The sequence below is a fragment of the Candidatus Omnitrophota bacterium genome, assembly GCA_016929445.1.
Classification (GTDB): domain Bacteria; phylum Omnitrophota; class Gorgyraeia; order JAFGIU01; family JAFGIU01; genus JAFGIU01.
Map to the genome: position 1 here is coordinate 1 of JAFGIU010000082.1, position 12,196 is coordinate 12,196.

Consider the following 12,196-nt stretch of genomic DNA (forward strand, 5'->3'; position numbering starts at 1 on the left):
GAATTGCGGTCATACCGATCAAACAGATATAGGGGAAGAGCCAGCGAGCCAGGCGCACGGTCAGCGCATACTTTTCGGGATCACTCAGAAATCCCGGCGCCACCGCACCCACCAAAACCGGAGCGAGTAAGACGCCGGCCACAGCCAGCAGCAAGAGGACGACAAGCGCCACTCGCCAAAGCACACAGACTATCTCCCAAAAGGAAGACGTATCCCCTTGGGCCAAAGGCTCGCTCAAAACCGGAACCACCGCCGAATGTGTGGCTCCTTCGCCCACGATCTCCCGCAAAAAATTGGGCAGCCGAAAGGCCACCACAAAGGCTTGGGCCCCCAGGGAAGTGCCGAAAAAAGCCGCGACAGTCATGTCGCGCACAAAACCCAGCACCCGGCTAAAGGCAGTGGCCAGGCCGATCTTGCCCGCGCTCCGGAACAGGCTCATTGGAGCTCCTCCGGCCCTCGCCAAATGCGCTTATTGACAGCTCCGGGGCATTTTGCTAGCATAGGAGATTCCTATTTTGGGTACAAAACAATCACAAGTTAAGGAATTAAAACAACTTATGGCACATTCTCTATCAGCCCGCAAGTCAATCAGACAGGCCGCCAAGCGCCAAGTGCGCAATCACGGGATCAAGACCGAGATCCGCACGCGAACCAAGGCCGTGCTCAGTTCGATTGATAGTGGAGAAAAACAGGCGGCAGCAGAGGCCCTGAAGCAGCTGGAATCCAAGATGGACAAGGCACTGAAGAAGGGTGTGATGGAAAAGAACACGGTTGCCCGCAAGAAGTCTCGCCTGGCCAAGCGTCTTTCCGCTCTATCTGCATAGTTCCACTATCAACCGGTCCCAAACCAGCTGATCTCCCGCAGATGAGCTCTTGAGGGAGCGGTCTGTCCGCAGCAAGAGTTCAAACCCCCGTTTCATGCGTTCTTCATCCAAGGACCGGGCCTGTCTGACCAGGCGGTCCACATACCACTTCATCTTGAGCTCCGCGCCCACATCTTCGAGGCCCCCTCCACGCAGCAGAATCTTTCGAGCTGTTTCCAATCGCCGCCAATGCCAATGCAAAAGACCTAAAAGTTGAACGGGCCGGTCCCCCGATTCAAACAAACGCGCGCTAATGCGCAGGGCCTCACTTGCGTCCTTGCGAGTCAAAGCATCGGCCAAAGCAAAGCCGGTCTCCTCCGCTGTGGGCGCGACCAAGGCGCGCACGTGATCGCCCACCACCACCTCTTCTCCCGCAAAACAAGCCAGTTGATCCAACACTCCTTCCAATTTCACCAAGTCCGGACCCACCCGGTCCGATAAAAGGCTTGCGGCCTCAAAATCCAAACGCACTCCCCGGCGCTGGGCCTCGGAACGAATCCAACCCACGATCTCGGACTTCTTTTTGGGCCGGTTCAGCGTTATGGTGCGGCAACGTTTCTGCAGATGTTTGAGGAATGTGCCATTGGGACGCGCTTCCTTCATAACCAAGGCAAGCGTGGTATTGTTGTGCGGTGCATCCAAATAGTTCAGCAGAAGTTGGCGGGACTCCTCGGCCTTAAGAGACTCCAATCCTTGCAACACCATCAGCCGGTGCTCGGCAAAAAGGGAATCCGTCTTGCACAGGTCGAGAAAATCCGCCAGGGAATCCATTTCCCCGGCATAAAACTCATGGCGGTCGGACTCCGCAACGGATTGCGAAATATCTTCTTCCAAGATACGCCGGATTTCTCTACGAATTAGGAGAGGTTCATCACTGAGAATAAGATGGCTCACCATCCTTCGACTGTCCTCGCAACCACTCTCTCGGCGAGGTCATCGATAGTCTCAGTCAGGGCTGTTTCTTCACTGGTAGCGCGCGCGCCGGACGTAAAGAAGGTGGCGTCTCCGACAAAGGAGCTTTCGCGCCACATGAGACGCCCCTTTACGCGATCTTCCATTTGCATATCCACGACCAAGGACAAACGGTATTCCTCCACCGTCTCGCGGCCGGTCGAGTAACGCAAGGGATCCCTCCGAAAATCGATCAAACGCCCCTGCAATACCATATCCGCGCCCTCCTCGTCCGAGACCTGCAGATAGCCGTCAAAGACAAATTTCTCAGTAATGGCCGAAGTAATATCCCCTTCCAGGCGCGGCCTGTAACTGCGAAAACGGCGTGTATAGGTATTCTCTTGAGTAAGATCTATCTCATTGGTAAACGGCGCAATATAGATAGTCCTGAGATGCCCGGGCAGGAGGGACTTGGTGCTGTAACCGCAGGAGCCCAAGGCCAGAAAAGCTAAGAAGCAGAAACCCCAGCGCCATGAATGTGGCATGAAAAATAATCTCACAGGGAAGTGGACTCGTCTGCCAGCATCTTGCGGATGCCGCTGATACGCCCGGATGACTTCGCCGCCCAATCGGTATGGGGATACTGGTCAATCACGCCCTGGTAATAAAGGAGAGCGCTTTCATGGGCCTTTTTCTTTTCGTAGAAACGCCCGATTTCGAATTCCTTTTGCGCAGCCCGGTTCTCCAGACTCGCAACAGCCTCACGCGCAGCCTGCTTCACTTCATCCGCGCGCTCCTCCTCCAAAATTTCTTCAAACTGTTCAAGAGCAACTTCGGATGCGCCTTGATCATAGGGTGCATCCAGAGATTCTGCCTGCGCAGCCTCAGCCAATCTCAACCGCACCGCAGGAGCCAAATCACTATCCGGGTATTCCTTTAGGAATTCGGCAAAAACCTCTTGAGCCTTCCTGTAGCGATTCACCCCCATATAACAAATCCCGGAACGGTACAGGGCCTGGTCCGCCAGAGTGTCATAAGGGGCATTGGTGACCACCGCCTCATACATACGCGCGGCGCGTTCTTTGGATTTCATCACTCCAACATACTTCTGCGCCAGAGTGATCTTGTCTCCCTCTTCAAACAACTCGGCAATTTCAAAAATCCGCTCAACCACCAAGTGCAATTGCTCGCCGTACGGATACTTGGTGAGCACCTTTTCGTAGTTGCTGAAGGCCGCAGAATACTTGCCCAGTTTCTGATTGCTGAGTCCCACATAGAACAGGGCCTCGGGCGCGCGCACGGAACTGGGCCACTTTTTGACCACCTTGTTGAATTCCTTGGCGGCGCGCTCGTAGTCACCGCTCTGGTAAAACTTGAATGCGTGCTCAAACTGCTCGGCCGCTGTATCCTTGGCAGACCAGCTGGGATTGATCCACTTCCCGCTTTGCGGTGTCCAAATCCAGGCAGCCTGGGCGGACGCCCCGCCCCAGGCAATGAAGCACACGCACACCAAGGCAATCCGGAGAAAATTTTTGCGCAAGCACATTGTTGTAAGATTCAGTAATTTCATAGCTTTGCAATCTAACACAAGGATTTGGAGAGTGTCAAGGAAGGCCCCGGACATCCTCCAACTGAACTGGAATCCCCACAACGGTTTCCGCTTGAATCGCCCGCAGATCCCGGGCCAAAGAGATGGGATCATAGTGCAGGGATCCGGAGAGCTCGACCATAGACCCCTGAACGGGTTTCCATCCCACCCAGGCCTGCACTCCGTTCCACCGTTCCGAAGCGCCCAGACGCACAAAACGGCCCCGGGCTTTGACTCTGGAATTGGGCAGGTTCAATCCATAATCCAGAGTAACTGTACCCAAAAAGATCAACGCCGCACACAAGAGCATCCGTTTCCAGGCTTTCCTGCCCGCCAACGCCCAAACCACAAAAATGAGGGCCCCGTAGTAGCCCATCACTTCCCAAAGCGAAATCGGCGGCAACTCCCAATAGGCACCCGGAATCCGGCTCAACCTATGGGCCATTGCAAAAAGCAAAGAAATCAAAGGCTCCAACACTCCGGCAAAAAACCATGACAAATCCCATCCAAACACCATGGGCAATGTCCACAATAGGGCAAGCGCCAGGACCCCGGTAAAAACCGGAAGCATCAGTAATGTGGCCAAGATTGATATCGGGGACCACAAAGCAAAATAATAGGCCAAGAGAGGCATCAGTCCCAACCAAGCTGCAGCAGATACGGCCGTTACAGAGACCGCTCCCTGTACCGTTCGATAGCCAGGGCCCACGGGGGCGGGAGGCACGCGCCCACCGAAACTCAAACGCAGCCCATGATGCATACGCGTCAAGATCCGATCCAAGCCCCGGGAAAAAGCGAGGATTGCGGCCACAGCACCGAAGCTGAGTTGAAATCCGACAGAAGTCACCCAATAAGGATCACTCCACAGAAAGACCAGAACACAACAGGCCCAAAGATTCCAGGCACTCACTTCGCGTTCACCCTGATGCGCAAGCACACCCAAAGTAAGACATATGCCCGCGCGCACGGCAGACACCGGAGCACCGGCCAACCCCGTATAAGCAAGCACGCCAAACACTCCTATGACCCAAGGCCAGCGCCACGGCAAAGGCAGAAGCGCAAAAAATCCGCGCACCAATCCTAAGACCAGGACCACGTGCAAACCGCTGATGGCCAGCAAGTGGCCGGCTCCAAGTACCCGGAAAGACCGTGCCCAAGAACCCAAGCCTTTACGCTCACCGAGAATTAAGGCAGCGACCAGTTGAGAATGCGCGTGCGGCAAAGCCAAACTCAGTTGCTCATGAATCCGGGCCTGCAAGTTATCCCGTTCCGGGATTTGCTCACCGCGGATAAAATTCCCTGCCGGCACATTCAGGAGACCCCACGCCCGGTCAGGGCCTCGCGGATACACGGGGTAGCTGAAGCTCCCTTCTGCCCAGATCCGCTCTCCCGCAGGAATGGGCCGTGCCTCCCGCTTCACGCACACGCGCAAGAGACCCGAAGCACCGTACCATTGCCGCCCATCGCTCAGGGCATCCGGATAGATCCAGCATTCGGTGCGTTGCGCCCCTGTGTCCGTAACCCAGACAGATGCGCTTCGGGATACCCTTCCATGCACCCGGACCCATGCCCCTTCGGGCACGGATTCTTTCATCCGTATGGGTTGGGAGAGAGAGGCATAAGCCCAGGCAAAACAAAGAGCGGCCCCCACAAGCGCACAGGCTGAAGCTTCGGATGATGTGCAATGCCAAGCCAAGCACAGGCAAAGGGCCCCGATCAGAATCATCGGAATGGCAGCATCCAGCCCGCAATAAAGAGCCAGGCCGCATCCCACCCACACCGCTAAGGCAAGACTGAGCAAAGGGGCACGCAAAGGTCTAGATCGAAATTCTCGCTTGGGGAAACTCACGGAGCCGGATCATACCCGCATGATCCTTGGCGCGGACTGAGGACTCAGTCTCCGCGGAAGTGAACTCGCGCCGTGTACTGTTTAAAAGGTCCGGACCAAGTTACCGTCTTGATCGAGCTGGACAGTATAATCCGGTATCCCGAGGGAGCGCCGGTATGTGTTGCGGGTGGCAGTCAGCTGAAAGGTTATGGCATCCGCATTGCTAACCGTATACTCAAAAAAACGGTTCGGAGAGTTATTGGGACTTTCCATATCCAGATCATTGAAGTCTTGGGTATACACCACCGCATCGTGCCAATAACGAATCTCCGCATCGCGAATTGCCCGCAACATTTGGAATGCCTCACCCTGACGGTTTCGTTCCACAATTTTGACGTACTGCGGCACCGCAAATCCCGCAAGGATGGCAATAATGATAATAACGATCATAAGCTCGAGGAGCGTCATGCCCCTCTCGCGAATGGAGAGCTTACCGGACTCAGTAGCCCCGGACAAGATTCCCGTCCTGGTCCAGCGTGACCGAATAAACAGGTACTTCCGGGAGCCTTCGATAACTGTTGCGGGTCGCTCTTGTTGTAAAGGTTTCATTTGAAGCATCTTCTATTGCATAGTCAAAGTATATATTAGGCAATGTGTTTGGATCATCGATCCCAAGCACGTTCAGCTGATTCGTATAAACCCCTTCCTCGGCTCTGTAACGAAACTCCGCGTCACGCAAAGTCCCCAGGATAAGGTAAGCCTCGCCCTGACGGGAGCGCTCCACAACCTTTTGATATTTAGGCAGGGCAAAGCTGGCCATAATAGAGATGATCACCACAACGACCATCAATTCAATCAGCGTAAATCCCTGTTGTCCAGCCCGATCTGCCCTCTCTCCGGACACCATTTGGGGCCTCCCCTTTTCTCCCCCAATCAAGTATACCTTATGAAATGGGTAATCAAAGAAGAGGATTATGCTTCATTTAGCATAATTGAGCACAACTTAGTTGCCAAACAGACTCGATATGAGCTCAGAGCCGGATAATTACTCTTCCACCCAAACCCATCGTCTAATTTGACGGAGCTCAGGCGCGGACAGATCCAGCAATCCAGCCAGTTCATCCACTGACGTAAAGCGGCCTTTTGCTTGACGGAATTCGAGTATCCGTTGTGCGGCTGCAGCGCCAAGACCGGGAAGGCGCTTAAGCTCCCCCCAACCCGCCCGGTTGAGATTCAAACGGTGTTCCGGCAAAGATCGGTACTGCACCTCAAGGCTCCGTTGTTCAGACAGCGTCAAGGGCTTCCCCAACCCGAAGGTCTCACGGCCTCCCACAGCTTGCCAAATCAAAAGAAAAAGCGCGAGTGCCCCCATCACCCACAGAAGGCTGCGTTCGCCCGGCAAAACCGGAAAAGCAAAATTAAAGGCGGATCGGGAATCACCTCGACGCACGACTCAAGCGCCCTTTTCCAGGACAATGTTGACCAAACGCTTGGGCACAACCACCACGTGTTTGATTCTGGAGCCGCCGAGCCAACGCTGCACAGACTCAAGACCCAAAGCCTTGGACTCAATGCCCTGCTTTTCCTCGTCCACACCCACCGAAAGCTTGGCACGCACCTTGCCGTTGATCTGCACCACAATCTCCACGGAGTCCTCCTTGAGAAAGGACTCGTCATACGCAGGCCAGGGCTCATAGGCGAGCGTCTCAGTATGGCCCAGGCCCTCCCACATTTCTTCAGCCAAATGAGGGGCAAAGGGCGAAAGCAGGAGGATCAATGTTTCCATCAGGGGCCTGGGCCGCTCGCTCATCGGAGTGAGCGCATTGACAAATTCCATGAGGCGCGCAATCGCCGTGTTAAAGCGCATGCTGTCGAGATCCCCGGTCACCGCCTTGATGGTCTTGTGCAGGAGCTTGTTCTGGTCTTCGTTAAGTGCGGAATCCGTTACTTCCGTGCCCAAACGCCACACCCGGTCCAGAAAACGCGAGACCCCTTCCACGCCCTTCATCTGCCAGGGCTTCATAATGTCCAAGGGCCCCATAAACATCTCATAGAGCCGCATGGCATCTGCCCCGTATTCGTCGATCACCTCGTCCGGATTGATGACGTTATACTTGGATTTGGACATCTTCTCGATTTTAGCTTCGACCGGCGTATTCGAATCCCTGACGAAAAACTTGCCGTCCTTTTCCTCGACTTCCTTTTCGGTATAGTACTTGCCTCCCTCATCCCGATAGGAGTAGGCCAGAATCATTCCCTGGTTAAAGAGTTTTTGGAAGGGTTCCTCCGTGTGAACCAAGCCGCAGTCAAAAAGAACCTTGTGCCAAAAGCGCGAGTACAGCAAGTGCAGGACCGCGTGTTCAGCGCCGCCTACATAGAGATCCACGGGCATCCAATACTTTTCGGCCTCAGCCGACCAGGCCTCTTTTTGATTCTGCGGATCCATAAAGCGCAGATAGTACCAGCAAGAACCCGCCCATTGAGGCATGGTGTTGAGCTCGCGGTGCGCGGGCTTGCCGCTGCCCGGATCCACGGTCCGCACCCACTCGGTAGCGCGGGCCAGAGGCGGATCACCCTGTTCTGTGGGCCGGTAGTCCTCGAGTTCCGGCAGAGTCAGCGGCAGGGACGCTTCCGGCAAAGGCACGACCGTAGCGTCCTCCAAGTGCAGGAGAGGGAAGGGCTCTCCCCAATAGCGCTGGCGCGAAAAAAGCCAGTCGCGCAAGCGGTACTGGACCTTGGCCTTGCCCAGGCCCTTGTCTTCGAGCCAGGCCGTGATCTTGGCCTTGGCCTCGGGCACGGGCAGGCCCTCGATCAAGCCGGAATTGACCAGGGTGCCGTCGCCCGTGTAGGCAGCCTCCTCGATATTGCCTCCTGAGACTACCTCTATAATAGGAAGCTCAAAAGTGCGGGCAAATTCCCAGTCACGCTCGTCATGGGCCGGGACCGCCATAATTGCCCCGCTGCCGTAGCTCATGAGCACATAATCCGCGATCCAAATCGGGATACGGGACTCGTTTACCGGGTTGATCGCATAAGCCCCTGTGAACACGCCACTCTTTTCCTTGGCGAGCTCAGTACGCTCCAAATCCGAGCGCATCCGGGCAGCAGCCTGGTATTCCTCAACCGCAGCGCGCTGTTGAGGGAGAGTGACAGCCCGGACCAAGGGGTGCTCGGGCGAAAATACACAGTAGGTGGAGCCGTAAAGTGTGTCCGGCCTTGTGGTAAAAACAGTGAAGGTCCGGTCGCTGTCCGCGATTTGGAAGGTGACGTCCGCGCCCTCCGAGCGGCCGATCCAATTGCGCTGCATCTCCTTAATGCTCTCCGGCCAATCCAAAGTTTCCAGGCCCGAGAGAAGGCGCTCCGCATACGAGGTGATCCGGAGCATCCACTGGCGCATGTTCCGGCGCTCCACCGGATCCCCGGTCTCCACATACTTCCCGTCCTGAACCTCCTCGTTTGCCAGAACCGTGCCTTGGGCCGGACACCAATTGACCGGCACCTCTGCTTCATAAGCCAAGCCTTTTTCGTAAAGTTTGAGGAAGATCCACTGCGTCCACCGGTAGTAGTCCGGATCCGTGGTGGAGAACTCGCGATCCCAGTCATAGGAAAAACCCAAACGCTTGATCTGGCCGCGAAAGGTTCTGATATTTTGTTCCGTGGTCACAGCGGGGTGAATCCCCGTGCGCACCGCATAACGCTCGGCAGGAAGACCAAAGGCATCCCAACCCATGGGGTGAAGTACATTGAAACCGCACATGCGCTTATAGCGGGAAAGAATGTCTGTGGCAGTGTAGCCCTCGGGATGGCCCACGTGCAGGCCTGCCCCCGAAGGGTACGGAAACATATCGAGCACGTAGTACTTGGGTTTGGAAGAAGGAAATTCCGCCTTGAAGGTCCGGTTCCTCTCCCATATCCCCTGCCACTTGGGCTCCACAGTCTTGAATGGATAGGACTGGCTCATTTTTCTTAAACTCCTTGATCGCAGTATTTTGCCAGCCTGAGCTTCCCCGGTCAAGTTCCCCGGCGCTCAGTCCCGGTGCCAGGCACTGGTGCCAGGCACCGGTGCCTGGCACCGGGCTACGGGTTCGGGGCTCTGGTTGACAGGCCTTGGGCAGAAAGATATACTACGGACTTTGACCAAGGCTTTTGTTTCAAGTGTGGGCCAGTAGCGCAGTTGGGAGCGCGCCACAATGGCATTGTGGAGGTCGCCGGTTCGATCCCGGCCTGGTCCACCATTTTTTCTCCCCATGAAAATCACAGCCAAGCACCTCCCGGTTCTGGCCTTCTTTGTCGCCCTCTTGGGCAACGCAGCGCTATTTGCCCAAGACACGCCCGCTCATTCAAACGCCTCCCAGCCGGTCCGCCTCATTGAGCTCGACAATCTGATCATCAACCCAGTCAGTTCCAAGTTCATCCTGGACAACATCGAGAAAGCCGAGGTCCGGGGTGAAATCCTCGTCATTCAACTCGACACACCCGGCGGCCTCCTCGAGTCCACCCGCCAAATCGTCAAACGCATGATGAATTCCGAGGCCCCCATCGTGGTACATGTCGGCCCGTCCGGCTCGCGCGCGGGCTCCGCCGGTGTGTTCATCACACTTGCGGCACACATTGCGGCCATGGCGCCTTCCACTAATATAGGGGCAGCCCATCCCGTAAATTTGGACGGAGGCGAGACAGACCGCGGAGGCTTTTGGGAATCCTGGAAGGAGAGGCTCAGCCCACCAAAGCAGGATTCCGATACCCGGCAAGAAACGGATACAGACTCGGGGGCAGAACAAACGCCTGCTGCAGAAGAGCCTCCCCACTCCCCCATGACAGATAAAATCCTCAACGACACCGTGGCTTGGGTACGGGGGATAGCCACCGCCCGCAACCGCAACGCGGACTGGGCAGAACTCGCTGTGACCGAGAGCGTATCCATCACCGCGCCAGAGGCACTCGAACTTAAGGTCATTGACCTCATCGCCGACAATCCGGAACAACTCCTCCAAAAAATTCACGGCCGCAGCGTTCAGACTGCACTTGGCGAAATTCAACTGCACACCCAAACGAGTTCAATCCAACGCGTGGAACTCAGCCCCTCGGAGCGCCTGCTTTATGTTATCGGCAACCCCAACATCGCCTACATCCTCATGATGCTGGGCTTCTACGGACTGCTCTTTGAAGTCACCCACCCGGGCATCGGCTTCCCGGGTATTGCCGGCGCCATTTGTTTGATCCTGGCCCTGTTTTCCTTCCAATCTCTGCCCATCAGCTTTGCCGGAGCGGCACTCATCATCTTAGCCCTGCTCCTGTTTGTTGCGGAGGCCATGGTCGTCAGCTTCGGTCTCCTCACCCTCGGCGGCATTGTTTGCCTCGTACTCGGGTCGACCATGCTCATTGATTCCCCGGAGCAATGGCTGAACATCTCGATCTCCCTGATATTGAGCTTTGCATTCGGCACAGCCGCAATCACGGTCTTTCTGATCAGCCTGGTTCTGCGCTCCGCGCGCCGGCGGCCGGTCTCGGGCACTGAAGGGCTTATCGGCGAAACAGGTGTAGCCGAAACTGCCCTCAACCCCTCCGGCAAGGTTTTTGTGCACGGAGAATACTGGAATGCACAGTCCGCCAAGCCTGTTGCGGCGGGCGACAAGATAAGGGTGCTTCGCATGGAGCGCCTGGAACTCACTGTTGAACCCTACACTGAAGAGGGAGGCCACTCATGACCGGTTTCGGCTTTGTTCTGTTACTTGCAGCCTACGTGTTCAGCTGTCTCAAAATCCTAAACGAGTACGAGCGCGGCGTTGTATTTCGATTGGGGCGTATGCGCCCTGTGGCCCTCGGCCCCGGGCTGCGTTTGCTCATCTTTCCTATCGACAGGCTTGTGAAGATTAGCCTCCGTACCGTGGTTTTGGATGTGCCGCCTCAAGACATCATCACCCGCGACAATGTTTCCATCAAAGTAAACGCCGTTGTCTATTTCCGGGTGATGGACTCCAACAAAGCCGTGGTGGAGGTCGAAGACTACATGTTCGCCACTTCGCAAATTTCCCAAACCACTCTGCGCAGCATCCTCGGCCAGGCAGAGCTTGACGAATTGCTGAGCGAACGCGACAAAATAAACCAGCAACTCCAGGAGATTATCGACAAACATACGGATCCCTGGGGCATCAAGGTCTCCAATGTGGAGATCAAACATCTGGATCTCCCGCAGGAAATGCAGCGGGCAATGGCGCGCCAGGCAGAGGCCGAACGCGAACGGCGGGCCAAGGTCATTGCGGCCGAGGGAGAGTTTCAGGCCGCGGAGAAGCTGGTTCAGGCTGCCGCCATGATGGGCGAGCATCCTATGTCCTTGCAGCTCCGGTATTTACAAAGCCTGGTAGAGATCTCCGGAGAGGGCTCCCACACCACCCTATTCCCCATCCCGATCGACCTGCTCTCCGCATTCCAAAAGAAGGACCGCTAAACCGGCTTGCTGCCAAAAAGGACACGCCCGTCCGGGACACGGACGGGCGTTTAATTTTCGAGCTACAAAGTCAAGGAGAAAGGGCAGATCGCATACTTCTTAGGCGAACCCTCTAGCTCTAACGGCTAGCTTACTTCTTTTTTCTTCTTTTCACCTTGCGCTTGGTCGTCGTCTTCTTGGCGGCCTTTTTCTTAGCCGTCTTCTTCTTGGCGACCTTCTTCTTCGCAACCTTCTTCTTCGCTGTCTTCTTCTTGGCTACCTTCTTCTTGGCAACCTTCTTGCGGGCCGTCTTTTTCTTGGCCGCTTTCTTCTTAGCCATTCTACACCTCCTCAGTGACTACCTGTTCGGTCTTCACCGAACTCGAGGCGACATGCCCTTTCATCCTTGACGTGTTTAGAGTAATCTCTTAAAATTAAGTTTGTCAAGAAAATTTCGTATTATATCGTGTTTTTTCTGTCCGCAAATCTTCTTTGAATCCTTCCTTTGAGTGCCGGAGTGGTGAAATTGGCAGACACGCATGACTCAAAATCATGTGAGGGTGACCTCGTGTCGGTTCGACTCCGACCTCCGGCACCAT

At 55.6% G+C, this 12,196-nt stretch carries 13 protein-coding genes and 2 tRNA genes; 5 read left to right on the forward strand and 10 right to left on the reverse strand.

Going from position 1 to position 12,196, the window contains the following annotated elements:
* Nucleotides 1-439: murein biosynthesis integral membrane protein MurJ (locus JW937_06875; protein ID MBN1587135.1), on the reverse strand; the 439-nt coding region annotated here is incomplete at its 3' end.
* A 118-nt stretch (nt 440-557) separates the two neighbouring features.
* Between JW937_06875 and rpsT the strand changes: the two genes are divergently transcribed.
* A complete protein-coding gene (rpsT, locus tag JW937_06880) occupies nt 558-824 on the forward strand; it encodes a 30S ribosomal protein S20 (protein ID MBN1587136.1) in 267 nt (88 codons plus the stop codon).
* On the opposite strand, the gene holA is transcribed toward rpsT, so the two are convergent.
* From holA to JW937_06920, 8 genes are all read right to left on the reverse strand, one after another.
* Complete coding sequence (holA, locus tag JW937_06885) at nt 813-1,760, reverse strand: DNA polymerase III subunit delta (GenBank protein ID MBN1587137.1); 948 nt, start codon at nt 1,758-1,760, stop codon at nt 813-815. The two genes, rpsT and holA, sit on opposite strands and share 12 nt — an antisense overlap.
* Nucleotides 1,754-2,299, reverse strand: coding sequence for a hypothetical protein (locus JW937_06890; protein ID MBN1587138.1), 546 nt, complete (start codon nt 2,297-2,299; stop codon nt 1,754-1,756). The genes holA and JW937_06890 overlap by 7 nt, the downstream gene beginning before the upstream one ends.
* Nucleotides 2,300-2,310: 11 nt before the next feature.
* Nucleotides 2,311-3,300, reverse strand: a complete 990-nt coding sequence (locus JW937_06895; protein MBN1587139.1) for a tetratricopeptide repeat protein — start codon at nt 3,298-3,300, stop codon at nt 2,311-2,313.
* A 58-nt stretch (nt 3,301-3,358) separates the two neighbouring features.
* Nucleotides 3,359-5,155 (reverse strand): ComEC/Rec2 family competence protein, encoded by a 1,797-nt coding sequence (locus JW937_06900; GenBank protein MBN1587140.1) that lies wholly within the window; start codon nt 5,153-5,155, stop codon nt 3,359-3,361.
* Nucleotides 5,156-5,272: 117 nt separating this feature from the next.
* On the reverse strand, nt 5,273-5,686 hold the full coding sequence (locus JW937_06905; protein ID MBN1587141.1) for a prepilin-type N-terminal cleavage/methylation domain-containing protein: 414 nt from the start codon (nt 5,684-5,686) through the stop codon (nt 5,273-5,275).
* Nucleotides 5,670-6,077, reverse strand: a complete 408-nt coding sequence (locus tag JW937_06910; protein MBN1587142.1) for a prepilin-type N-terminal cleavage/methylation domain-containing protein — start codon at nt 6,075-6,077, stop codon at nt 5,670-5,672. The genes JW937_06905 and JW937_06910 overlap by 17 nt, the downstream gene beginning before the upstream one ends.
* A 138-nt stretch (nt 6,078-6,215) precedes the next feature.
* A complete protein-coding gene (locus JW937_06915) occupies nt 6,216-6,620 on the reverse strand; it encodes a helix-hairpin-helix domain-containing protein (GenBank protein ID MBN1587143.1) in 405 nt (134 codons plus the stop codon).
* Nucleotides 6,621-6,623: 3 nt separating this feature from the next.
* Nucleotides 6,624-9,131 (reverse strand): leucine--tRNA ligase, encoded by a 2,508-nt coding sequence (locus JW937_06920; protein ID MBN1587144.1) that lies wholly within the window; start codon nt 9,129-9,131, stop codon nt 6,624-6,626.
* 198 nt (nt 9,132-9,329) lie between these two features.
* Between JW937_06920 and JW937_06925 the strand changes: the two genes are divergently transcribed.
* From JW937_06925 to JW937_06935, 3 genes are all read left to right on the forward strand, one after another.
* Nucleotides 9,330-9,405 (forward strand) — tRNA-Ala (locus tag JW937_06925).
* Between the two features lie 12 nt (nt 9,406-9,417).
* On the forward strand, nt 9,418-10,878 hold the full coding sequence (locus JW937_06930) for a nodulation protein NfeD (protein ID MBN1587145.1): 1,461 nt from the start codon (nt 9,418-9,420) through the stop codon (nt 10,876-10,878).
* Nucleotides 10,875-11,618, forward strand: coding sequence for a slipin family protein (locus tag JW937_06935; protein ID MBN1587146.1), 744 nt, complete (start codon nt 10,875-10,877; stop codon nt 11,616-11,618). Before JW937_06930 ends, JW937_06935 begins: the two co-directional genes overlap by 4 nt.
* A 130-nt stretch (nt 11,619-11,748) precedes the next feature.
* Here JW937_06935 and JW937_06940 read toward each other — a convergent pair whose 3' ends face one another.
* Nucleotides 11,749-11,937, reverse strand: a complete 189-nt coding sequence (locus JW937_06940) for a hypothetical protein (protein ID MBN1587147.1) — start codon at nt 11,935-11,937, stop codon at nt 11,749-11,751.
* Nucleotides 11,938-12,108: 171 nt separating this feature from the next.
* On the opposite strand from JW937_06940, the gene JW937_06945 reads away from it, so the two are divergent.
* Nucleotides 12,109-12,195: transfer RNA gene (locus JW937_06945), tRNA-Leu, on the forward strand.
* Nucleotide 12,196: the final 1 nt, after the last annotated feature.

Coding starts and splice junctions, on each gene's coding strand:
- rpsT (MBN1587136.1), top strand. CDS start 558: ATGGCACATTCTCTATCAGCCCGCAAGTCAATCAGACAGGCCGCCAAG.
- holA (MBN1587137.1), bottom strand. CDS start 1,760: ATGGTGAGCCATCTTATTCTCAGTGATGAACCTCTCCTAATTCGTAGA.
- JW937_06890 (MBN1587138.1), bottom strand. CDS start 2,299: ATGCCACATTCATGGCGCTGGGGTTTCTGCTTCTTAGCTTTTCTGGCC.
- JW937_06895 (MBN1587139.1), bottom strand. CDS start 3,300: ATGTGCTTGCGCAAAAATTTTCTCCGGATTGCCTTGGTGTGCGTGTGC.
- JW937_06910 (MBN1587142.1), bottom strand. CDS start 6,077: ATGGTGTCCGGAGAGAGGGCAGATCGGGCTGGACAACAGGGATTTACG.
- JW937_06920 (MBN1587144.1), bottom strand. CDS start 9,131: ATGAGCCAGTCCTATCCATTCAAGACTGTGGAGCCCAAGTGGCAGGGG.
- JW937_06930 (MBN1587145.1), top strand. CDS start 9,418: ATGAAAATCACAGCCAAGCACCTCCCGGTTCTGGCCTTCTTTGTCGCC.
- JW937_06935 (MBN1587146.1), top strand. CDS start 10,875: ATGACCGGTTTCGGCTTTGTTCTGTTACTTGCAGCCTACGTGTTCAGC.
- JW937_06940 (MBN1587147.1), bottom strand. CDS start 11,937: ATGGCTAAGAAGAAAGCGGCCAAGAAAAAGACGGCCCGCAAGAAGGTT.